At 42.9% G+C, this 23,739-nt stretch carries 23 protein-coding genes and 2 tRNA genes; 9 read left to right on the top strand and 16 right to left on the bottom strand.

The features are described from left to right. Positions 1-45: 45 nt before the first annotated feature. From sstT to CXF62_RS01550, 4 genes are all read right to left on the bottom strand, one after another. Positions 46-1,248 carry a serine/threonine transporter SstT gene (sstT, locus tag CXF62_RS01535; RefSeq protein WP_057757687.1) on the bottom strand — a complete coding sequence of 401 codons (1,203 nt, stop codon included), beginning with the start codon at positions 1,246-1,248 and terminating at the stop codon, positions 46-48. A 295-nt stretch (positions 1,249-1,543) separates the two neighbouring features. Next, complete coding sequence (locus tag CXF62_RS01540) at positions 1,544-2,041, bottom strand: DNA polymerase III subunit chi (protein WP_102092640.1); 498 nt, start codon at positions 2,039-2,041, stop codon at positions 1,544-1,546. 7 nt (positions 2,042-2,048) lie between these two features. Beyond that, a complete protein-coding gene (locus CXF62_RS01545; RefSeq protein WP_102092641.1) occupies positions 2,049-3,704 on the bottom strand; it encodes a leucyl aminopeptidase in 1,656 nt (551 codons plus the stop codon). Positions 3,705-3,929: 225 nt separating this feature from the next. After that, complete coding sequence (locus CXF62_RS01550) at positions 3,930-4,547, bottom strand: cysteine hydrolase family protein (RefSeq protein WP_228153127.1); 618 nt, start codon at positions 4,545-4,547, stop codon at positions 3,930-3,932. A 492-nt stretch (positions 4,548-5,039) separates the two neighbouring features. On the opposite strand from CXF62_RS01550, the gene CXF62_RS01555 reads away from it, so the two are divergent. Then, positions 5,040-6,350 carry an LPS export ABC transporter permease LptF gene (locus tag CXF62_RS01555; RefSeq protein WP_102092642.1) on the top strand — a complete coding sequence of 437 codons (1,311 nt, stop codon included), beginning with the start codon at positions 5,040-5,042 and terminating at the stop codon, positions 6,348-6,350. Beyond that, positions 6,350-7,558, top strand: coding sequence for an LPS export ABC transporter permease LptG (gene lptG, locus CXF62_RS01560; RefSeq protein ID WP_102092643.1), 1,209 nt, complete (start codon positions 6,350-6,352; stop codon positions 7,556-7,558). Before CXF62_RS01555 ends, lptG begins: the two co-directional genes overlap by 1 nt. A 120-nt stretch (positions 7,559-7,678) precedes the next feature. On the opposite strand, the gene CXF62_RS01565 is transcribed toward lptG, so the two are convergent. Further along, entirely contained in the window at positions 7,679-8,287 is a 609-nt protein-coding gene (locus CXF62_RS01565; RefSeq protein ID WP_102092644.1) for a class I SAM-dependent methyltransferase, read from the bottom strand. Between the two features lie 241 nt (positions 8,288-8,528). Between CXF62_RS01565 and CXF62_RS01570 the strand changes: the two genes are divergently transcribed. Then, positions 8,529-8,972: a PH domain-containing protein gene (locus CXF62_RS01570; protein ID WP_102092645.1), complete on the top strand. Its 444-nt coding sequence runs from the start codon at positions 8,529-8,531 to the stop codon at positions 8,970-8,972. 63 nt (positions 8,973-9,035) lie between these two features. Here the strand turns inward: CXF62_RS01570 and CXF62_RS01575 are convergent, their stop codons facing one another. The 7 genes from CXF62_RS01575 to recN form a co-directional block, all read right to left on the bottom strand. Beyond that, complete coding sequence (locus CXF62_RS01575) at positions 9,036-9,365, bottom strand: DUF3817 domain-containing protein (protein WP_102092646.1); 330 nt, start codon at positions 9,363-9,365, stop codon at positions 9,036-9,038. Between the two features lie 156 nt (positions 9,366-9,521). Continuing rightward, the gene (xerD, locus tag CXF62_RS01580; RefSeq protein WP_102092647.1) at positions 9,522-10,460 is read right to left on the bottom strand and encodes a site-specific tyrosine recombinase XerD; all 939 of its coding nucleotides are present in this window, start codon (positions 10,458-10,460) and stop codon (positions 9,522-9,524) included. A 66-nt stretch (positions 10,461-10,526) separates the two neighbouring features. Then, the gene (gene tusA / locus CXF62_RS01585; protein WP_102092648.1) at positions 10,527-10,853 is read right to left on the bottom strand and encodes a sulfurtransferase TusA; all 327 of its coding nucleotides are present in this window, start codon (positions 10,851-10,853) and stop codon (positions 10,527-10,529) included. 83 nt (positions 10,854-10,936) lie between these two features. After that, positions 10,937-11,431, bottom strand: coding sequence for a hypothetical protein (locus tag CXF62_RS01590; protein WP_102092649.1), 495 nt, complete (start codon positions 11,429-11,431; stop codon positions 10,937-10,939). Between the two features lie 86 nt (positions 11,432-11,517). Further along, positions 11,518-12,093, bottom strand: a complete 576-nt coding sequence (gene ruvX, locus CXF62_RS01595; RefSeq protein WP_227673305.1) for a Holliday junction resolvase RuvX — start codon at positions 12,091-12,093, stop codon at positions 11,518-11,520. A gap of 50 nt (positions 12,094-12,143) precedes the next feature. Next, positions 12,144-12,707 carry a YqgE/AlgH family protein gene (locus tag CXF62_RS01600; RefSeq protein WP_101204671.1) on the bottom strand — a complete coding sequence of 188 codons (564 nt, stop codon included), beginning with the start codon at positions 12,705-12,707 and terminating at the stop codon, positions 12,144-12,146. Between the two features lie 167 nt (positions 12,708-12,874). Continuing rightward, entirely contained in the window at positions 12,875-14,554 is a 1,680-nt protein-coding gene (gene recN, locus CXF62_RS01605; RefSeq protein ID WP_102078809.1) for a DNA repair protein RecN, read from the bottom strand. A 764-nt stretch (positions 14,555-15,318) separates the two neighbouring features. On the opposite strand from recN, the gene CXF62_RS01610 reads away from it, so the two are divergent. Continuing rightward, positions 15,319-15,654 (top strand): pyrimidine/purine nucleoside phosphorylase, encoded by a 336-nt coding sequence (locus CXF62_RS01610; RefSeq protein ID WP_057757729.1) that lies wholly within the window; start codon positions 15,319-15,321, stop codon positions 15,652-15,654. 223 nt (positions 15,655-15,877) lie between these two features. Beyond that, positions 15,878-16,648: a 23S rRNA (guanosine(2251)-2'-O)-methyltransferase RlmB gene (gene rlmB / locus CXF62_RS01615; RefSeq protein WP_102078746.1), complete on the top strand. Its 771-nt coding sequence runs from the start codon at positions 15,878-15,880 to the stop codon at positions 16,646-16,648. Here the strand turns inward: rlmB and coaE are convergent. The 4 genes from coaE to pilB all read right to left on the bottom strand — a co-directional run bounded on the left by coaE (position 16,611) and on the right by pilB (position 21,505). Further along, positions 16,611-17,297 carry a dephospho-CoA kinase gene (gene coaE, locus CXF62_RS01620; RefSeq protein WP_102092650.1) on the bottom strand — a complete coding sequence of 229 codons (687 nt, stop codon included), beginning with the start codon at positions 17,295-17,297 and terminating at the stop codon, positions 16,611-16,613. The two genes, rlmB and coaE, sit on opposite strands and share 38 nt — an antisense overlap. 141 nt (positions 17,298-17,438) lie before the next feature. Then, entirely contained in the window at positions 17,439-18,338 is a 900-nt protein-coding gene (locus CXF62_RS01625; protein WP_102092651.1) for a prepilin peptidase, read from the bottom strand. A 7-nt stretch (positions 18,339-18,345) separates the two neighbouring features. Beyond that, positions 18,346-19,569, bottom strand: a complete 1,224-nt coding sequence (locus tag CXF62_RS01630; protein WP_102092652.1) for a type II secretion system F family protein — start codon at positions 19,567-19,569, stop codon at positions 18,346-18,348. Positions 19,570-19,789: 220 nt separating this feature from the next. Continuing rightward, the gene (gene pilB, locus CXF62_RS01635; protein WP_102092653.1) at positions 19,790-21,505 is read right to left on the bottom strand and encodes a type IV-A pilus assembly ATPase PilB; all 1,716 of its coding nucleotides are present in this window, start codon (positions 21,503-21,505) and stop codon (positions 19,790-19,792) included. A 384-nt stretch (positions 21,506-21,889) separates the two neighbouring features. On the opposite strand from pilB, the gene tpiA reads away from it, so the two are divergent. From tpiA to CXF62_RS01655, 4 genes are all read left to right on the top strand, one after another. After that, positions 21,890-22,702 carry a triose-phosphate isomerase gene (gene tpiA, locus CXF62_RS01640; RefSeq protein WP_102092654.1) on the top strand — a complete coding sequence of 271 codons (813 nt, stop codon included), beginning with the start codon at positions 21,890-21,892 and terminating at the stop codon, positions 22,700-22,702. A 213-nt stretch (positions 22,703-22,915) separates the two neighbouring features. Further along, positions 22,916-23,224 carry a preprotein translocase subunit SecG gene (gene secG / locus CXF62_RS01645; RefSeq protein WP_021814138.1) on the top strand — a complete coding sequence of 103 codons (309 nt, stop codon included), beginning with the start codon at positions 22,916-22,918 and terminating at the stop codon, positions 23,222-23,224. Positions 23,225-23,365: 141 nt separating this feature from the next. Further along, a tRNA-Leu gene (locus CXF62_RS01650) sits at positions 23,366-23,449 on the top strand. Between the two features lie 123 nt (positions 23,450-23,572). After that, positions 23,573-23,649 (top strand) — tRNA-Met (locus tag CXF62_RS01655). Positions 23,650-23,739: the final 90 nt, after the last annotated feature.

The following is a 23,739-nucleotide window of genomic DNA, read 5'->3' on the forward strand; positions in this document are numbered from 1 at the left end:
TTAAAGGCCCTTTTCTTATGTCTATATAAAACACTACAGCAGAAATTAACGCGAATACGTCGGATCCGCTGCTGCTGTAAATAATACATCAGTAGAAGAGTTCAAAGCAGTCTCAGCTGAGTCCTGAATCACACCGATGATAAAGCCAATCGCAACTACTTGCATCGCGATATCATTTGGAATGCTAAATAAGCTAGCAGCGAGTGGAATCAATAGCAATGAACCACCAGCAACACCAGAAGCACCGCAAGCACTAATCGTAGCAACCAGACTGAGTAGCAGCGCTGATGCAAACGTCACTTCGATACCCAACGTATGAGCAGCAGCAAGCGTTAAGACGTTAATCGTAATCGCAGCACCCGCCATGTTAATGGTGGCCCCTAGTGGGATGGTCACCGAATAAGTGTCTTCATGCAATCCAAGCTTACGGGCAAGGTTCATGTTGACTGGGATATTGGCCGCTGAACTGCGTGTAAAGAAGGCAGTAATTCCTGATTCGCGCAGACATCTGAACACGAGTGGATAAGGGTTCTTGCCAGTTTTGATAAGGACGATAAGCGGATTGGCAACCAACGCAATGAATAACATACAGCTGATTAATACCATCAAGATACGTGCGTAGCCTGCCAAAGAAGCAAAGCCTGTCTCAGCAACCGTGCTAGCGACTAGGCCTAAGATACCAAATGGGGCTAAAGCAATAATCCATTTAACCACTTGTGAGATGGCATCAGCGAAATCACCGACAACATTACGAGCAGTATCACTGGCTTGGCGCAGTGCAAAACCAATAATAATTGCCCATGCTAAGATACCAATATAGTTGGCTTCAGCGATTGCATTGATCGGGTTAGCGACCAGGTTCATGAGCAAGTTCGTCAAGACTTCTTTTAGGTCAGCAGGTGGTACTTGCGCGATATCGGCGTTGATCAAGACCAGCTCAGTTGGGAATAAAAAGCTGGCACCGACTGCCGTTAGTGCTGCCAAAAAAGTGCCGAACATGTACATGATAAGCACTGGCTTTACGTAGACTTCATTGCCACTACGATGTTGACTGATGGCTGCCATAACCAGAATAAATACTAGGATGGGAGCGACTGCTTTTAGTGCGCCGACAAAGAGTGTACCGAGCAACCCTATGGCGGTGCCGATACTTGGCGCTAGCCAACCAATCAATACCCCTAACACCAAACCAATAATAATAAGCGGCACCAGCCCTATACGCTGATACATTGCAATTAATGAACGCATCTGTACACCCTCAAGTCCGTTAAAAGTAAGTGAATTGTCACAACAGAAAATTTATCGAAGGATGGTAGCATTTTTTGACATATTCGCATACCGCTCATAGCAGTAGCTGTTGCGTGCAAACAGAGGGATAGTAGAGTTATAGAACTAGTATAAAAAAGAATGTAGCACTTATAGGCAAGGGCTAGCTACTCAGAATACCTCATTTATAGGAGAGTAAAAGCAGCGATATAGGCAATGATATATAAGGTAGGAAGAGATTTCGCTATGAAAGGTAAGAGGGAAATAAACAGTAGAGCTACACCTTAAAGTGGGTCAAATCGTAACCTAATTGCTGGTAGGCTTTATATTTATTGCGACCTTCTTGTGTACTTGTGGCATCAGGTTGGATCAGCTCAAGGACTCGAGAGGGTTTTGAATTATTGGTAGCAGCCATAAAATCGTTGACGGGACGAGTCGTCGTATTGAGCACGATACCATTAAAATCTGCTGGCATATGATTGCCTAGCAGTACAGGCGCTGATACTTCAGAAGTAGCAATGTTGATGTTGCTATCATCAGTACCTCTATCATTGGTACTTTTATTGTCAGTATCAGAAAGACATTGATGCGGTATAAAACTCGTAGGTTCTTGTGCCCAAAGTGCCGTATCTAGATTTGCTAGTAATGTCCCATCTTCAATTAAAATCAGCAAAGACTGAGCGCTTTTGTTAAGCGCCGTCTGCGTCAGCTGACAAATAAAGCCCAAGAAATCTTGGGCCTTACTCTCACTTAATACATAAAAACTAATTTTCATAAATGGATTAAGCCATCTCTGCGCTGTTTTTTAGATATTGCATAAACAATGGCACAGGACGACCAGTGGCTGCTTTGTCTTTACCTGAGTTCCATGCAGTACCAGCGATGTCTAAATGCGCCCATGCTTGACCTTCTTCAATGAAACGCGATAAGAAGCAGGCGGCAGTTACCGCACCAGCACCTTTACCACCGATGTTTTGCATATCAGCGATTGGTGAGTCAAGCTGAGCTTGATATTCATCATCCAAAGGCATATGCCAAATAAGATCGCCTGATAGGTTGCTAGCATTTTCTAAATCAAACAGGACATCTTCATCATTACTAAATACGGCTGAACGAACATGACCTAGTGCAACTACACAAGCGCCAGTCAAGGTGGCAACATCGATGATGGCTTTTGGCTGATAGCGCTGCACGTAGCACAAGGTATCTGCTAGTACTAAACGACCTTCAGCATCAGTATTCAAGATTTCGACTGATTTACCGTTCATTGCTTTAACGATATCGCCTGGACGTGTTGCATCACCTGATGGCATGTTTTCAGCACAGGCTAGCGCACCAACGACGTTGATTGGTAGACGAGCTTCGCACAACGCTTTGATTGTACCAAGTACTGACGCCGAACCACCCATGTCAAACTTCATCTCATCCATCGCCGCACCTGGCTTGATTGAGATACCGCCTGAATCAAAGGTTACGCCTTTACCGACTAATACGATAGGTGCGTCGTCATTGGTCGCTTGTGCATTGTCATTGCTATTTTTGCTTGCATTTTTAGCTGACTTTTTGGTTGGTAGTTTATCGGCCAATGCCTTTAGACCACTCACTTTTGCGTTGCTAGTGGTGTGCTCGGTAGTGCCTGCATTTGAACTAAATTCTGATTTACCACGGTACTCCATGAGTACCAGTTTACCTTCTTTGGTAGAGCCTTGTGCAACGGCCAAGAAGCAATGCATACCTAGCGCTGACATCTCGTCCTCACCTAGTACCTTCACGGTTAATAGGTCAGGGTAAGTTTTTGCAAGTTCTTGAGCTTGTTCAGCCATGTAAGCTGGGAAGCAAATATTGCCAGGCTCATTGGCCACATCACGAGTGAGGCTCTGACCAGCAAATACTGACTGAGCAAAGGCAAGTGCAGGCTGTAGTGACTCATCAGCTAATAGATAAACATCAGTCAATACAGGACTTGCTTGCTCAGATTTATACTTGTCAAAGCGGTAGCTCGCTGCCAACAGATTAAGGGCAAATTGACCAAAGTGGTTTTCTTCTAATACATCACCCAAGGCGACAGTGATAGAAGACACACGCTTTTGAGTGCTGCTATAGATAGTATTGGCGATTTTTTGCAGTATTGTGTTGTTAAACTTATCAGTGTTACCTACACCGACTAATAGCAGTTGTACAGGGTTTTGCTTAGTGGTTTTTTTATCACCTGCCAGCGCATAGTCAGCAACAGTCTCACAGGTAGTGCCCTTGAAATGTGATACTTCAATCAGCTGCTCAATACGAGTGGTATATTCCGTTAGCACAGATTCAGCCAGAATGTTTTTCTTGTCATCGACCAAAACAACCAGACAAGCATCGTCTTTACTTTTGGCTTCTTTTTTCAAGATTTTTTGCGTATGAGTCTTTGGTAAATGCTGAGATAATTTGATATTCATATAGTTATCCTTATTAGAGTTATGAAAATTGCAGGATTTGTATGACTGCTTATACCTGTCATATTATTAGATTATTTGGTCTGTTGAGCAATCACAGTAGTGTAGCATATTGCGATAATTGTGCGCAGTTAGCAAGGTTTAGGTAATACGTTTGAATTATTATGCTGTACTAACTTACGCTATGGTTTAGCGGTTACATTATCATTTTTCGATGGTGCCAACATATTAGCCATTGACCAATTCATCGGTCGTTACCATCGCGGCAAATCTGTCTTGTAGTGCGGCCATGGCAGTATCATGCATGATTTCAGCGCTTATCGGCTTTCTTGTAGCGCTAGGTAGATCGCGCGTGGCACAGGCATCATGGCAGACAAAACTATCGAAACCTAGGTCAAATGCGGCGCGGACGCTTGAGCTGACGCACATATGACTCATAAAACCCGCAAAAATAATCTGCTTCTTTTCTACTGCTAAAATCAGTGATTGTAATTGCGTATCATAAAAGGCATTCGGATGCTTTTTGGCAATCACTGTTTCGCCATCTTGAGGCTGCAACGGCTCGACTATCTCAACATTAGCTGATAAAGGATCAAAGACATTGCCATTCTTGGCGCCATGATGGGTAATGTGGAAGATAGGTAAATCTTGCTGACGCGCTCTATCGAGTAGTAGGCGCGCATTGGCGATAGCTTTTGCCCCAGCGTCCCCTAATGGCATAGCGCCATCGACGTATTCGTTTTGATAATCGATAAGAACGAGTGCGCAATTTGACCAATCAAGCGCATCGAATGTGCCGCCAGCGAGCTCAAGTAGGGTAAAGGGTGTAGAGATCGTTTTATTCATTAGTATTATTCTCCGTTTAACAATATAAGTATATTTTTCTATCAGTCAGTCTAGCAATTAATAACAGAGATAAATGTTCGATGATACGAATGACAAACAAACCTTTCTAAAATAAATAAAGCAAAAACTTAGCGCTAGAAATACTATCAATTCGATGTAATTTGAGGTTTTATCAATTATTTATCCAATATTTGCTATGTTTGTTACTTACTGTCAATAATGCGCTCTCAGCAAGGTGTAGGTAATGTTTTCAAACACATTTCACAGCCATTTTTGGGCAAAACATGCTAGCATTAGCGGTTATATCTGTCGCTTGTGTTTATTGAGTATGACTAACCAGTCGCTTAGTAACGTTTACCGTTATTTGAGTATTTAGATGACCCATATCATGCTGATGATATGACGTCTACGACCTAAACATTCAATAAGCTCATCATCAATCGCGCGCATACCAACCGTTTAAGAGTACCCATTGTGATATTACGCCGCTACATGACACAACAAGTTGCCTCGACCACTGCCTTAGTGTTGGGGTTTTTGGTAGTGATGATGCTCGGCGGTCGTTTGATACGCTACTTTGGCATCGCTGCTGAAGGTCGTTTGGACGTCAGCCTACTGTTTACTATCATTGGGTATAACCTACCGTACTTTTTAGAGCTCATTTTACCGTTAGCGTTTTTTATCGCTTTGATGCTGGTATTTGGTCGCTTATATGTCGATCAAGAAATGGCAGTGATCAATGCTAGTGGCGTGTCTCGAGGTAAGCTTGCTCGATTGATGACACCATTAATATTGGCATTGTTCGTCGGCGAGGCGGCACTATCTGTCGTCGGAAAGCCTTGGGGCGTACGCTCATCTGAGGCTGTCTGGCAGCAGCAAGCATTGACCAGTGCGTTTGATTTGATTCGTCCGAACGAGTTTATCAGTAGCGGTAATTACCATTTATACGTGGGTAGTCTCAGCGATGATAAGAAAAAATTGCAAGATGTGATCTTGATCCAATCTGAACCTGCGAAAAAAGGTAGTGCTGCTGAAAGTGTCGATGCCACTGCTACTGATATGAATAACACGATTGATAGAGAGACAGCCGAACAGATTGGCATCTCTGATATTCCAAAAGATATTATAAATAGCGGTGCGAAGGACATTAGCAAAGACACGATTACGTTGGCTAAGCGTGCTGAGCAAGTGGATACCGGCAATAGCGGTGTGACCCAGTTAGATCTGTTCCAAGGACGTCGTTACGAAGTCGGCGCAGGCAGTCTGAAATATAATCAAGTCGCTTTTGATCGTTATCGCATTACCTTGACTGAGTCTTCACAGGAAGTTATCACCGAAGACAATATTGAAACGCAAAAGATTGGACCGTTATGGCAAGCCGCCACGAGTAGTTCGTCATTAGGCACGAATAGTGCAATGCGCGCTGCACAAGGTGAGCTTGGCTATCGTTTGGCGCTACCATGGCTGATGATTATCGCGCCTATGTTGGCCGTGCCACTGGCACAAGTCCGTCCGCGTCAAGGACGCTGGCTGCGCTTGTTTCCTTCTATCTTATTATTTGTCAGCTGTGCATTAGGTATCATCTCGCTCAAAAACGCAGTGAGCAAAGACAGCATCAGCGTATGGGCCTATGCATGGCTTATCTTAGGATTTATGGCATTGGCGCTTTATATGAATTGGGGTAGCCGTGTGCAACATCGACTACGCTTTCGCAAACAAGAAAATAGGCTAGCCGCTGCCACAACTAGTTCAGTTAGCGACATCGATAATCAGAACAACAGCTCACAAGGAGGGCAGTCTTAATGCGCTCTTTATTTGCTAAGTCAGCGAAGTCTGATCAATTGGCCAAAAAACCTGCCAATCTAAAAGTCCTTAGTCGTTATGTCAAACTCAACGCTCTATTGGCTATTATCGCTGCCGTCATTGGTTTATGGGCGTTGCAGCTGATTTTTTCTTACTTATCAGAGCTTGATTCGTTAGATGATAACTACACCATGGGCGAGGCGCTCAAATATATCTTTTATCGTTCGCCTTACTTTTTAGAACAATTTATTCCAACGGGTGCGCTATTGGGTGCCGTCATAGGATTAGGTTTGCTGGCCAATAAAAGCGAGCTGGTCGTCATGCGCGCGGCTGGGGTCAGTATCTATCGTATCGTCGGCTGGGTATTGCAGCCCGCTTTGATATTTGTACTATTGGCATTAGCTATCAATCAGTTCGTTCTACCTTCTTCTAATCAGTTGGCAAAACAGATTAATGATGAAGACAGCACCTCACTGGTCACATCAGTGCGCGGCTACTGGACGATACAGCCACGTTTCGACACCGCAGAAGATGGCAGTGCTACACCTGATGGTAGCGACATTTTATATATCGATTATGCTGATGTCGCAGGCAATATTGGCGAGGTGAAACGCTGGCATTTGGACAACAATGGTAATTTGCAAACTGCTGTCCATGCGGAAGGTGGGAAATATACTGGCCGTGAACCAATTGATGTGAACAGTGAAAAGCCAAGCGAGCAGTATCGTTACGAGTGGCAATTAAACGATATGGTTAAGCTCTCTATCAATCAAGGTTTTGAGAGTAGCCAAGCCGTTTCACCATCAGATACGCTAAGCTTACCCTTTGCCCCAGAGTCTGTGTATCTGCTGACGCGTAAGGCAGAGGATTTGTCATTGACGCAGCTTTATGAGCATCGCACGTTTATGCGCCAACAGGGCAATCGCTCTTTAGATCATGAAGTCGCATTTTGGCAAAAGCTACTATCGCCATTGTCGATATTGTCGCTAGTGATTGTCGCCTGCTCATTTGTCTTTGGCTCGCTACGGACGCACAGCTTAGGCTTGCGTATCGTCGTGGCGTTGTTGTTTGGTCTACTATTTAGCTATATACAAGACTTAGTTGGTTTTGTATCGCTGGCGACAGGCTTTTCACCAATGCTCATGGTGCTATTACCGATTATTGGCAGCGCGCTATTAGGCGGATATCTAATAAAACGCCAGATGTAAAAAGACAATTGGCCATACAAAATAAAAAGCACGCTAAAATTAATTTAGCGTGCTTTTTTATGTCGATTTCAATTTAGGCTTCAGTTTAAATGGCTGAAACTCAATCAGGCAAAGCTAAAGCTAGTCTTTGGTCGCCATCGTAATCGTATAGGTTTTACCTTGTTTGATTTTGTCGCTATTGCCAAACACTTCGGTAAATGAGCGCTTAACAAATTGGCGTAGGCCATTAATCGTCACCACGTAAAAACGTCCACCTTTACGCATGCGTGCATAGGCATCGAGGAAGTATAAATAATGCTGCTCTTTACCGACTTTGGCTGGCAAGTTTGACATCACAAGGCTAAAGTCTTTGTCTTTTGCCACATGATTAAAACCATTTGATAAATGCACATCGACATTGTTTAGACCATTTTTTTCACAGTTACGACGTGCATATTCTACTGCCATAAAGTCTTTATCAATCAGCGTATGCTGACCATTTGGACATTCACGTGCTGCCGTCATACCAAGTACACCATAACCACAGCCTAAATCGATCGAATCATCATCTTGCTCAAAATCCACATAATCAAGAAGCATCAAGCTACCGTCATCGAGTTTTTGCGGTGAAAAAATACCCCACGTGGTCGCAAAATCAAACGGCTTACCTAGCACTTCTTGGCGAAAATTGATATCTTCGCGCCAGTGTTCGGCGTTTTTTAACAGGTCAGAAGGTGGTCTATGGCTCATGGGATTCTCGGATAATAGATAGGTAAAAGGTAGTGCGCAGCCCAGTTAGGTAGCATGTATATCATGACGCACTTTAATAAGGGTATTGTAACGAGAAAAGGATGGGTTTGCAGCTATCTATTTCTAGAACTGCATTTTGCTGTATCGGAAAAATTTTTAAGAAAAAATGCTAGAGATATTAGATAAGAGGTATCGCTTAAGATAGAATCAAATCTAACCTGATAGTCTCTAAGTGTTATTTATGCCAGACATTATATTCGTATCCAAAGTAGACTTCTGGCTTGCACTGTTACTTTGGGGTTTGAGTTTATTTACTGTGTCCGTTCCATTATGGCAGTGGAAGCGAGATGCTCAAAAATCCCTCGTACAAACTATATTAATGACGGTTATTCTCATACCTTTTGCAGCACTAATGCTCATCCCTTTTTTCGGTACTGAGTACATATTAACGAATGACCAACTACAAGTAGATAGTGGGTTCTCTGTTCAAAAAATTGAGATTACAGATATCACCTATATGACGCCGACTCGAAGTATGAGTTCTGCGCCAGCACTATCATTGGATAGGATTAAAATATCATATCAAGATGAAGAAATACTAATTTCACCAAAAGACCAGTCACGTTTTTATCGCGAGATACAGGCACGTAATCCTAAAATAGTGATAGATACAGCAGGCGAATAGAATGGCATTATCGTTAGCCGCATTCAGCTATACATCGTTCCTGATATTGAATTTTTTTCGAAACTACTTCCCCAAATTCTTCTTTAATAAGTGATCAAATATAAATGGCCCAAATGGCAAAAACGAGCCGAGCACACCAGCAGGTAGCGCCCAAAGCGGCATTTTTATTCTGCTCGCGGTGATGATTAATACCATGACATAAGCAACGAATAATACCCCATGCACTGGACCGATATAGCTTACCGCTTCTGGAATATCGAACATATATTTGAGTGGCATCGCGATACCAAGTAACAGCAGAAAAGACGTACCCTCTAAATAACCCATGATAGTAAGGTTTCTGAGAGCAGTGTTTTGACTCTTTGATAAGGTAGATGGTTGAGCTTGCGACACGATATATTCCTTTTACAATCATCAATAATATTAGATTTCAATGCTGCCCATATGACAATATGACAATATGACAATATGACAATATGACAATATGACAATATGACAATATGACAATATGACAATATGACAATATGACAATATGGCAATATGGCAAGGCTACCCACGTGGATGATGCTCGGCATGCAATTTCTGCAATCTCGCTGTTGCCACATGAGTATAGATTTGCGTGGTTGATAAATCGCTATGTCCTAGCAATAACTGCACACTACGCAAGTCTGCACCGTGATTAAGCAAATGTGTGGCAAATGCGTGACGTAGCGTATGCGGGGATAATTCTTTATCGATACTGGCAACTTTGGCGTATTTCTTAAGTAGATACCAAAAGTTCTGCCGCGTCATATAGCCACCTTGCGCCGTCAAAAATACCGCTTGGCAATTGCCTGATTTTAAATGAGCAATCAAGTCGCCACGCCCATGAGACAGATAATCTTCCAATGCATCCGCTGCATATTCGCCGAGGGGCACCAATCGCGTTTTATTGCCTTTCCCCGTGATTTGTAGCCAGCCTGAGTTTAGATTCACTTGCTCTAATGAGAGGTTAATCAACTCACTCACTCGCAGACCGCAGGCGTATAAAATTTCTAGCATTGCTTTGTCACGCAGTCCGAGTGCCGTACTGGTATCAGGTGCGGCAAGTAGATTGTCGACATCCGCTTCAGCTAAGTCTTTTGGCAGCGGACGTCCGAGTTTTGGGCTTTTAATACGCTCACAAGGATTGTCCTCACGCAGATTACTGGCAATCATCCATAGATAAAACTGACGCAAGCTTGAGAGCATGCGTGCTTGGGTACGTGGAGTTTTGCCATCTTGAGCAAGGAGTGACAGACAGTGCAGCACATCATCAGGCTGCCAGCGTGTCAGAGCGATAGGATTGGTCAGCTCACAAGAGCGTAGGTCGCGGACGTACGCATTACGAGTACGCGTCGCTAGACCGCGTGCCAGCATGGCTTGACGAAACTCAGTCATATAAGCTGGCTCATCATCGACCGCCAATGCTTTAGGCTGTCGTTGTTGCACGGCACGATCACGGCTCATAGGATGATACTCAGGTAGGGGTTAAGTTAGCAATAACAGACAGTTATTAAAATAATGCCAAACTTATCATGCCATTTTTTTCTTAACCAGATAGCGATATAGCGTTACGCTTGCAGGCGTATCCTCATCGCTATCGATGGTAATTTCATCAGGATCAGCGTCTAAGCTCACGTTCTCAGCCAGTGTTTCTTGGCCTACTAGTTCATGACCTAAATGACGACAGAAATTTGGAATATCGCGCGTGGTAGCCGGATCTGTCGCCAATATTTCAATCACTTCACCGCCATCTGCTTTGCGAATGACGCGATGTAGCATCATGACCGGCTCAGGACAAATCAGCCCTTGAGTGTCTAAGTGATGGTGGATAGGCGTGTCTGGTATCGAAGTGGTCATAGTCATTATCGTAAAGCTAAATAAGTGAATTTGAGGATGAGTAGTTTGCTTAAGTGCTTATTGCGGCGTACTTTGTAGGTCGTCTACGCTTCAGTACTTTCAGCCTCTTCGTCGGCATCAGGCGTATCAGCTACTTCTAAAAAGTTAAAAAACCGCTTAAAACTTACTTTAAATAAAAATGCCACGCCCAGCCAACAAGATAGTCCTAACCATGCAGTATCGGCAAAAATTAATCCACCAACCAATATAATGGTTGATACGCCAATACTCATGGCAATCATCGACGGTTGATTTAAGCGATAACGATAAACGACCAATGCATCGTAAATAGTAATGGGTATCGTGAGGGCTACTAGGGCATATGGCAAATTATAAAATAATTGATAAAGCAGCTGGTTATCATGGAAGGCTTTGATACTAGCAATCGTGCCAAAGACCACAAATGCAAAAATAGCCGCATAAATGAGATAAATCGCTATTTGGTTGGCACGCTGTGCGCCTTTAATACGGGCAATAGCAAGTGGAGCAAAACCATGCTGTGACTTATGTTGCGAAGATTGGTCTGAGACAGTGGTCATAGTAATCAGTCATTTATCCGTTAAGAGGTATGATGTATCGAAGTGACATTATAGCCGCACACGTGTCTTTTACCTATTTGGCTGCTTTATTCTGCTTTGATTGCATCGATAGCGATACTGCTATTAGGATCAGCAAAATAGGTCGACATTAGGATACAAGCGGAGATATCATCGATTGGGTCGCGTTCGTTTTTGATCCAACCATTGTCCCATGCGATTTCTCTTGCTTCGATTGAAGTCAGCCGCTCATCACACAGTGATACGGTCACTGGCAAATGCTGCTCCATTATTCTATGGGCCAGACGACGAGCGAATTTGTGCGCTCGTTTTGAAAGCATGGAGCTAGTGCCATCCATATTAAGCGGTAGGCCAACCACGACTTGCGCCACGCCCCAGACTTTGATGATACCAATTAAGTTGTCCCAATCTGGCTGCCCGTTATTCATTGCCAAAATGTCAAAGGCACGTGCCGTCTGTGTGATGGTATTACCGAGTGCCATTCCCATCTTTTTGACACCGTAGTCTAGTGCCAAGATAAGATGCGGCTTTACCTCTGGCTCAATAGTTTCAGCAGTGCTATTGCTACCGTTATCGAGAGTATCAATATCAATGTCATTATCTATAGCGTCTGTGCTACTGGCTGTAAAAGTACTATCTACCATAGTAATGGGCGTCCTTTATGTCTTTATCTAAATTCGCAGAGCGTATGAGATTACGCATGACCTATGTCACTACTAAGATAGTCGAAATTGACTCCGATTTTGTCGGCTGCGATTTGCCAGCGTTCTTCAAACGGTGTATCAAATAATAAATTCAGATCAGCAGGGCAGACTAACCAATCACCATTACTCAGTTCTTGGTCTAGCTGTTTCTTACCCCAGCTGGCATGACCTAGACACAGCTGATAGTGACCGACGCCTTGACCTGCGGCGATACGTTTTAGAATATCTTGGCTAGTTGTGATGCAAACGTTCTCCGAAATAGCAAAAGAAGAAGCCCATTCTGGCTGACCAGTATGCAGCACAAAGCCGACCTCAGGATACATAGGGCCGCCCTCTAATGCCACATCTTCCATCACCTGCGGATTGGTCACTTCAATATCTAAATCTTCTAGCAGCTTACCTACGCGAGATTGCTCGAGCGGACGATTGACCATCAGACCTAGTGCACCATGCTTGTCATGACGGCAAATATATATAAGTGCCTGCTCAAACCTTGGGTCTGACAGCTCTGGTGCTGCAATCAAAAAATGATGGGTCAAATTGGTTTTAGACATAGAAACAAATGCAACCTAATAATAAAGGTGAAAGACCACTATATGGTGATAATCAACAGAAAAGCAAGATTCGCACTAATTGCTACTGACCATCATACAGACTCAGATAACCATCCGTTTTGATGAAAACGAACGGTTATTTAACGTTAGATAGGTCAGGTAGAGCGTTATTTAACATCGGATAATAAGCTGCGGGCATGATCGCGCGTGACATCGGTAATAATGACACCACCAGACATACGCGCCAACTCGTCTACTTGCGCACTGTTGGTCAGTATGAGTAGCTCGCTTTCGGTCTGTTCTTGATGGTGCTTTTGTACCAAGATATGTTGATGCGCTTGTGCTGCGACTTGTGCTTGGTGTGTGATGGCTAGCAATTGCTGTGTTTGCCCAAGCGAGCGTAGCAGTTCGCCAACCACTTGCGCAGTACCGCCACTGATACCGACATCAACCTCATCAAATACCAACATAGGCTTGGCGGCATTGTTATCAGCATTGGTCGCTTGTAGTACTTGCATCACGAGTGCCATACGTGACAGTTCACCACCTGAAGCAATTTTATGTAGGGGCTGCATTGGCATACCGACATTGGCGCTGAATAATAAATCAATATCGTAGCAACCTTGTGCATTGTAATGACTAGGTTCAGATTTTTTGGTAAAGACAAATTCACAGCGAGCATTGGGTAGCGCAAGCGGTTGTAGTTGTTTGATGAGTTGCTTACTAATTACCGGGGCAGCTTTTGTGCGCTCTTTATTTAACTGTGTGGCCAGAGCGAGATAGTCTTGCCAAGCCTGATCAATTTGCGCTGCCATTGCATCACTACTTGGCTCGTTCTCTAGCTGCTCTAATTGCGCCTCCCAGCCTTTTGCTTCATCAATTAAATCACTGGCGGGCAAGCTATGCTTACGTGACAAACGATGTCCTAAGCTGATTAGGTTGTCTAATGTTTGCAAGCGTTCAGGATCAGGTAGCTGCTGTTCGGCATAATCTGATAGCAGGGCAGTTACCTCAGTGATTTGCTGCTGTGCTAGATGCAGCTGCTCAGAGGCTTGTTCAAACGTTTGACTGACGCTTACTTGATTGTCACAGAGTTTGATCGCTTGCCCAAGCAAGGTCATGACGTCTGGCTCATCAGTATCATTGTCGAGCAAATGCAGACCATGACTAGCCTCTTGCATTAAGGCTTCAATGTTGGAGAGCTCTTCGTGTTCAGATTCAACTTCCGCGTAGTCCACAGCCAATAACGGCGCAATATCTGCTAATTGGCTCTGCAACAACTGAATACGATCTTGACGCTGGGCTTCGCGGCTCGCGATGTCATCTGCGCGACGTTTTAGCTGCTGATAGGCTTGATAGCTACTGGCAGTTTGGATGGCTAGCGGTGTTATCTGGGCCATCTCATCAAGCCATTGCACCACAAATTGCGGCTTGAGCAATGCTTGCTGAGCATGTTGGCTATGTATATTGACCAATAAAGTGCCTAAACTCTTTAGCTCCGCTAAGCTAACCGGTGAACCATTTAGCCATGCTTTTGAGCGGCCAGTATTGCTTAATTGTCTACGAATAAGTACTTCAGGCTCTTCTAGCGGTCGCTCATTTTTGGTAAACCACTCAGCGACGATACTGTTATTTTCTACATCGAATTGAGCGTAGATATCCGCATGCGCAGCGCCATGCCTGACCATCGCACTGTCTGCTCGCTCACCGACACACAGTGATAGTGCATCTAGCAATAACGACTTGCCAGCACCTGTTTCACCAGTGATGACATTAAAACCTTCAGCCACGCTCAGCTCATGCTGAGCAATCAACGCAAACTGATGTAAAGTTAACGATACTAGCATCAACGCCTCTCAGGACAGACAATGGACATCATATAAATCTTAGGAAGCCATCTATAAATAGGGTAAATAAGGAATTGAAAATATCTATTTAAACTTGCTAATTAGATAAATATTGTAGGCAAATAGTATGGTGTTAAATGTGCGTAAATACAAACTTTAAGACGAGGTATAACAGAATTTATTATTGGGAGATTACCATAAAACTATTAAAAACTGACAATAAATCATCAACATAATATCTATAATATTAATCATTAGGGTCATTGGATATTCAAAGATAAGCATAGTATGCGAAGAAGTATTTTGACTGATAATGATAAAAATATACCTAAAATAATGGTCTAGCATACGCCTAGAAAAATACCAAATGAATATTAAACGAATGGGTAGATACTTGCCATCGAATAGAATTTTCCTAGTCGCTTTAACAAACTTTATAGATATAATGTGGTAGCATAATCTCACATAATGATAAACTCTTCTTATGAGTTTGATGCGCTATGCAACCTAATAACGAGTCATAATTTTGTAAAATTGTAGGCGTATAGTGGTAAAAACATGCCACTCGATCATTATTCAAAAGCGTTTTCATAGAACCTGCGGCTAGCTTTAGCGCGCAGATATCTACTATAGAGGGATAAGGTGCCTAAAGCAGGCGTGTTTGCTTACTGGTCGCGTATTTGAAGCCCAGTGCAACTCTGTCGGTACTTTAACCCGTTACTTATTTTTTAGTTTTGCCATAATTATTTGATAAGGAAGCCACTATGACAGCGGCGCAATTTACTAACGTAACAGTTAATGCCCAAGCGACAGTATCTTATGATGGTCGCTGCTCAAGCCATACCATTATGTTTGAGGATGGTCGTCATAAAACGCTAGGCGTTATCTTACCTTGTGACAACTTGGTTGAGCATTATCATTTTAGCACCAACACTTCTGAGCGTATCGAAATCACCAGTGGTGAGTGTGAAGTGAAGATCAATGGTGACGATGAATTCAGCTACTACCGTGCAGGTCAATCATTTGTCGTTGAAGGCAATAGCGGTTTTAACCTACGTACTGAAGAGATTGTTCAATATGTCTGTCATCTAGAAGGCTGATATTATTAATAGGGCGCTTGAGCTTTATTATTCTAGCGCCTGTTCTATCACACATTAGTATTTCGAGAAAATAAACAATATCGGATTGGTATTGTTTATTTCTTTTTTGACGTTTGGTTTACTGTTCTCTCATCATCAATGGGTCATGACACGTAAAATCTACGTTATCTTCTTTTATCCCGTCGCCTAGTGCGATATCCACTTTATATTTAGTAGGCCTATTATGGCAAAACCCATTTATTTTTACGGCATTCATGCCATTGATGCGTTACTTGAACATCGTCCTCTTGATGGTCTTAGTTTGTTTGTGCAGCAAGGGCGTGAGAGTGACAGTCATGTACAGGCTATCATGGCCGAAGCGGAAGCAAACGGTATTAGTATTCAACCGACCCAAAAAGACAAGCTAACGCAGTTGTGTGGTAGTCCGCAGCATCAAGGCGTGGTACTCAATGCTCGTCCGTTAGGTTTTGCTGATGAAGGTTTGCTTGATACTATTATTGGCCGTGAACAGTGCCTATTATTGGTACTGGATCAAATTACTGATGCACATAACTTTGGCGCTTGCCTACGTACCGCAGTGGCTATGGGTGTGGATGCAGTGGTTTGTCCAAAACACCATGCAGCGAGCCTAACGCCAACGGTGGCTAAAGTATCGGTTGGCGCAGCAGAGATGATGCCGATCGTCAGCGTTACGAACTTAGCACGCACGTTGTCGCAAATCAAAAATGCAGGCGTTTTCGTATTTGGTACGGCACTTAGTGAAGAGGCTAAGCCAATACATGCCGCTGACCTAACTGGCAAGACCGCTATTATTATGGGGTCAGAAGGGGAGGGTATGCGTCGCCTGACAATGGAGAGCTGTGATGAGTTGGTTTATATTCCAATGTCAGGAAACGAGCATGGTAATCTACAGAGCCTAAACGTGAGTGTTGCTACTGGCATGGCATTGTACGAGGTTAATCGCCAGCGAACTTTAGCTGCTGGGCAAGCGTAAGATACTCTTGGTGCAAGGGTTCTAACTGTAGATATAGAGAGGCAAGGTCGCTCTCATTGAGTATGACATTGTCTGCATGACGATTACGCTCTTCACGACTCAGCTGATTGGTCATAATGGCCTTAATTTTTTGTATGCTTTGATCATCACGCTGACTGGCACGTGCAAGCTGCGTGTCTTCGGTCGCATCCATGACTAAAATACGTTGACATAAATTGGCCAGTCCTGCCTCTGCCGCCTCTATAAGTAGAGGCGCAGACAAGATTATATACGGTGAAGTACTAGCATCTAGCTGTGCTTTTGCTGTCTCACGTATTGCTGGATGAGTGATAGCCTCAAGCTCAATCAGCGCTTCAGGATTTGCGAATACGTGTGTACGTACAGCAGCCCTATCCATAACACCATCATCCGTCAGTATCCAATCACCAAATTTTTTCTGGATTTTCTGCAGAGTGGCGCTACCTTTAGCGACAGTCTCATGGGCGATTACGTCTGCATCAATAATATTGATGCCTTGCTCAGCAAACCAAGCACTAGCGGCAGATTTACCGCTACCGATACCACCCGTCAAACCAACTACGAGCTTCTTGCTTTTTGTTTGCATGGTTTGTGGCTGGTGTGAATAAGAGTGCGATGTATTTTTTGACATAATAATGGCTTATCTGAAAGATAGAACAATGGATGCAGCTTTAAACTCATAATTGGCCTTTTAAGGCTTTATTTATAAGTCACTACCGAAAATTTACTACAATGATATTTACTATAATAATCTAGTGTGCGCTGTCAGCTATTAGACATACATACCAAGATACCAGCTAACGATATCTGAGCCGTATAATAAGGCAACAATACCTGCTATAGCGATATAAGGCCCAAAAGCAAAAGGTCGACTTTCACCTTGTTTTTTCATCAAGATCAGCCCAACGATAGAGCCGAGTAAAGATGATAGTAGAATAATCAAAGGTAACATCATAGGTCCGAGCCAAGCACCTAATACTGCTAGTAGTTTAAAATCCCCTTGACCCATTCCATGTTTTTTAGTGATTAAATAGAATACCTTGACTACTATCCATAGCGATAAAAACCCAAGTAGTAATCCCCATATTGATTGTGTTGGTGAGACGAACCAGCTTTGTGAGTTTACCGCCAATCCTAAGCCTGCCAAAGGAAAAGTTAGACGATCAGGTAGTAGCTGTGTGTCAAAGTCGATACCTGTTAACGCCACTAGTGTCCATACTAAAACCAATGCGGACAAACCTGTAGCATTTACCCCAAACTTATATATTACTAACACGGATAAGAGGGCAGTTACTAGCTCAACGAGAGGATAACGCAGACCGATAGCCGCTTTGCAGCTTGAACAGCGTCCGCGTAGTAATAGCCAACTTATTAAAGGGATGTTTTCATACCACTTAATTTTATGTGCGCAATGAGGACAGCGTGAGGCAGGTCGACTTAAAGTAATTGGTTGGTCAGTAGCGACAATATTTGCTATGGGTAGCGTATGCTCGCGTGGCATATCTGCCTGTTCAGACATAAATTGGCTACACTCTTGTCTCCAACCATACACCATTATGAGCGGTATGCGATGAATCACAACATTTAGAAAACTGCCAACGCAAAGACCTAATAGGCCAAATACGAATAAAGCTAGGGCACTGTTCTCTTGTAGTAACTGTATAAATTGCATCAAATCATTATCCTACTACTGCGCCCATTTGGAAAATTGGCAAGTACATTGCAATGACTAGGCCACCAATTAATACACCTAATACCGACATAATGAGTGGTTCCATCAAGCTAGTTAGACCATCAACAGCGTTATCAACTTCATTCTCGTAGTAGACAGCGACTTTATCTAGCATTTCTTCTAAGCTACCAGACTCTTCGCCAATGCCAACCATCTGAATAGCTAAACTTGGGAATAAGTTGGTAGATCGTATAGAGAACTGTAATTGCTGGCCAGTAGATACGTCATTTTTGATTTGTTGAGTTGCATTGTAAAAAACGACATTATTGGTCGCCCCAGCAGTAGAATCTAGGGCATCGATAAGCGGTACACCAGCGGCAAAAGTGGTAGATAGCGTACGTGCAAACCGAGCAATAATTGCTTGATAAGCAATGTTTCCAAAAATTGGAGCCTTTAGGGTAGCCCGATCCAAAAAGTCACGGAACTTTTTAGAGCGCTTTTTAGCCTCAGTAAAGCTAATAATTGATCCACCAATGACAATAATCAAAATAAACCACCATGCCTGCATCCATTCAGACATCGCTACTACCATCTGAGTAAAAGCAGGTAGTTCCGCTCCAAATGATTCAAATAATCCAGAGAATACAGGTACTACCTTTACGAGCAAAATTATAGTGACAATGATAGCAACTACGATAACAGCAATAGGGTACTTCATCGCCTTTTTGATTTTTGCTTTTAGAAGCTCACTCTTTTCTTTGTAAGTAGCTACTCGTTCGAGCATCGTCTCAAGTGCACCGGATTGTTCGCCCGATTCGACGAGGGAGCAGAATAAATCATCAAAGTAACGAGGATGTTTGCGCAAAGAAGAGGCAAAGGTGCCACCTGCTTCAATATCTGCTTTTATTTTCAATACTAAGTCTTTCATACTTGGATTATCGAGCGAGTCGGCGACAATCTCAAAGGACTGGGTCAACGGTACACCTGCTTTCATCATTGTTGCCAACTGCCGAGCAAAAATAGCAATATCAATGGCTTTAATAGCTTTTTTGAAGGTATAAAGAGGTTTTGGTTTTTTCTTAATCCCTTTAACCGTGATGCCTTGTTTACGTAGGGTTGCTTTCGCTAGCTCTAAGTTACGACTGGTGGTTTCTCCCTTAACTTTCTGCCCGCGTCGGTTCACACCGTCGTAAACAAAATCTAACAACATATCGGTCTTAGCTTTTGCCATATTACTACCCTCAAAATGGTCCAATATATATTGTAAATTTACAATAGAATACCAGACTTAAGACATTAGTCAGGCATACTTTATTTTAGCGTAAAAAACCAGTGTCTATCTGTTTTATTTTTAAAAGTATCTGATAGACAATGTTGCTAGTTTATAAATTGCTTAACAACTATAAGTTAAGTTGCCAAAAAATAGCAGGTACATTCTATGACTTTACTTATTATTCAGAAGTCACCCGCATCATTTCTTGAATACTCGTGACACCTTGCAAAACTTTTAAGATCCCAGAACGTCGCAAGTCGCGGAAACCATTCTTGATGGCAGCGTCTTTGATATCTATTGCGTTACCATCTTCCATAATAATGCGTGAAATATCAGGGCTGACCTTCATCACCTCATAAATACCTACACGGCCTTTATAACCTTCACGGCATTCATTACAGCCGACTGGTTCATAAATGATATTATCAGTGTTATCTAAATCAGTATCGGTAAAACCAATCTCTAATAAGCTCTGACGCGGGATGTTAATAGGTTTTTTACAGTTCTTACAGAGACGTCGTGCCAATCGTTGGGCAATGACTAGGTTGACTGAGGTGGCAATATTAAAAGAAGCAACGCCCATATTGCGTAGGCGCGTTAGTGTTTCGGGTGCTGAATTGGTATGCAAAGTAGAAAGAACCATATGACCTGTCTGCGCCGCTTTAATGGCGATTTCAGCAGTCTCAAGATCACGAATCTCACCGACCATAACAATATCAGGATCTTGACGTAAAAAAGACTTGAGCGCATTGGCAAACGTTAGACCAACTTTGGCATTAACGTTGACCTGGTTAATTCCTTCAAGGTTAATTTCAACTGGATCTTCAGCCGTTGAAATATTGGTTGCGCCAGTATTCAAGATGTTGATACCAGTGTAAAGGGAGACCGTCTTACCAGAACCAGTAGGACCAGTGATAAGCAACATGCCTTGTGGTTTGTGTAATGCCTCTAAAAACATTTCCTGCTGATCTGGTTCATACCCCAATGCATCAATACCTAACATGGCTGAGGATGGGTCAAGGATACGCAAGACAAGTTTTTCACCGAATAACGTCGGTAATGAGTTTACTCGGAAATCAATGGCTTTATTTTTAGAAATTTTTAGTTTAATACGCCCATCTTGCGGTACCCGGCGTTCTGAGATGTCCATTTGCGACATGACTTTTAAACGTGCTGCAATTTTATTCGCAAGTTGAACCGGTGGATTGGCCATTTTTTGCATGACGCCATCGACACGAAATCGTACTCTAAAAGATTTTTCGTATGGCTCGAAATGTAAATCAGAAGCACCCATACGGATAGCATCTACCAACATTTTATTGACGAACTTTACAACAGGTGCTTCATCGACGCCGTCATTCAGCTGAGTCTCACCATCCTCTTTATCTTCATTACCATCTTCAAAGTCGACATTTAGGTCGCTATTAGAAAAGCTATCAAAACTTTGCATTGTATCTGCGTATGCACTTTCAATACGCTTTTTGAGCTTATTTTCTTCGACAACAATGGTTTCTATCGACAGTCGAGAATTAAAGGCAATCGCATCAATAGCATCAACGCGTGTGGGATCACTTAGTGCGACAAATAGACGTTGTCCTCGTTTAAAGAGTGGTAAAGCATTAAACTTGCGAACGATTTTTTCATCCACCAAGTCTTTTGGAATAACATCAATGTTTAATGCATCAAGATCAAATAGAGGGTCACCGAAAGCTTGGGATAGCATTTGGGCAAGTAAATAAGCATCGGCCAGTTTATTGTCTACCAGATAAGGTACCAGTCCTATTTGCTGCTGTTGCGATTCAATTTGTGCCGTCTTCATGTTCGCTTCACTAACGACACCGTCGCTAATCAGTTGCTGCGCTAGACCACCGTACTTACTGGTTGCGATAGACATTATAACCTCTCCTTTGATACAAAATATGCTGTAGACCTGCTTGGTCTTGCCCGCTATATACTTGTCGTTGCTAGTCGATAACTCGCTCGAACTATCTTGCTTTGTTTATCTTATCTACCTGTAAATCTATATATAGAACTAGCAATAATATTTGATTTTATAAACTCTGTAGTATAGAACTTTACTTTAGTTTGAAAAATTTATATATACCATTAGACGACTAGCTCGTAAAAATAACGGTCTATTGATATATTCTCTGTAGATAAGTTTGCAGAAGTGATTCTGCTCATGGTGGCACGCTACTATAGCACTTACGAATTATTTGTTATACTGACGCGCATATTAGCCGAATTGGCATGAATACATGAGACAAGGTAAATAAGTATGCAAGCTTGGGTAATTGGCAATTGGAAACAGAATCCTGCGACTAACAGTGCTGTCAATACACTATTGGACGACTTATTAACTAAAGTTAATACTGAAGAACGAGCCAACTCGCAGGCGTCAAAAAACCGCTGTAAATTAATGGTAGCGCCCAGTTGTGTTCATTTAAGTACAGTGAGTGCGCGTCTAGCAGATAGCTCAATACTCTGTGCAGCACAGGATGTTAGTACTTATAGTGCAAGTACAGGAGCTTATACTGGTGACTGCTCAGCACAGCAGGTAGCAGATGCAGGTGCTACTTGGACGCTACTTGGCCACTCTGAGCGTCGTCAATATCATAAAGAGTCTCATGATTGCCTGATAAGCAAATTGTCTCATGCGTTTTCTCAGAACTTAGGCGTGGTATTTTGCATCGGCGAAACGCAAGAGCAGTATGCCAATGGTCAAACACTCGACGTTATCAATGAGCAACTCTCGGTTATTAAGGATTTACTGACTCAACAGCCAGAGTTAGCATCGTCATTATCTGAAAAGCTGCTCGTCGCTTATGAACCTGTATGGGCCATTGGTACAGGTAAAGTGCCTACTGTGGCAGAAGTGAGTAAGACTCATCAGTATATTAAGCAAACGGTTGCAAGCTTTGCTGATATAACAGATACGATTACCGTGCTGTATGGCGGTAGTGTTAATGCTGATAATGCCGATAGTTTTGCTTCTGACGCTATGATTGATGGTGCGTTGGTGGGCGGTGCTTCATTAAAAGCAGAGAGCTTTCTAGCGATTGCCGACGCATTTAACCAAGCCAATGCTTAAATGGATAGATAACGCTCAGATATCAAGATCATAGCTTATAGAGAGTATGGTTTTATCGGTTGGTAAAAGTAGGTTTAACACTGCCCTTGCAATCGTGTACAATGCGCCTTATTTATATAGTCGATTTGGCATTTGATCATGCCGATTGTCTTTCTATTAACCTACGTTTTATTTTCCGTTATCAGTCGTCATTACGCGGCAAAAGAGGCCACCATGTTTACGTTTATATTAGCCCTGCATATTATTGTGGCCATTGCCATGATCGGCTTGATTCTGATACAGCATGGTAAAGGGGCAGACGCTGGAGCTTCTTTTGGTGCCGGTTCGTCAGGTACCGTGTTTGGCGCAGCAGGTACTGCTAATTTCTTGACGCGTGCTACGGCAGTACTAACGGTCATATTTTTTATTACGAGCATGACGCTTGCTGTTCATGCTCGTAAGCAAGCAGAAGATCAGTTTCGTCTAGATGCGCCAGTTTCAGCACCGCAAACGCCGCGTCCATTGACTCAAAATCCTGAGTAAGCCTCTTTTAAGTAGGCAGCGCTTGCTATTTTGGTAGGTTAGATTTACAATGCTTTCCTGTTTTCGCAACTCCTGTTCTATAGATGCCTACCTTAAGCATCATTGATTATAGACTGGACGATAGAGACAGAGCAGTACAATGCGATTGTGGTGGAATGGTAGACACGCCATCTTGAGGGGGTGGTGGCGAAAGCTGTGGGGGTTCAAGTCCCCCCAATCGCACCAAGTTTTACAGACGTAGCATAGCGTCAGGTTGGATTTTTAGCAGATAATACTTATTTTATAATTAATTTAAAAAAAGTATTGACACTTCTACAGAACCTCCCTATAATATGCGTTCTAGATTGATGCGGGGTGGAGCAGTCTGGTAGCTCGTCGGGCTCATAACCCGAAGGTCGTTGGTTCAAATCCAGCCCCCGCTACCACTTTTTATACTGATGTTTTGTACACTAAATTTGTCAGTACCGATTAGCCCACCATTATGTTTGTGGGTTTTTTTGTATCTGAAGGTCAGT

This window comes from Psychrobacter sp. MES7-P7E, assembly GCF_002863645.1.
Taxonomy (GTDB): domain Bacteria; phylum Pseudomonadota; class Gammaproteobacteria; order Pseudomonadales; family Moraxellaceae; genus Psychrobacter.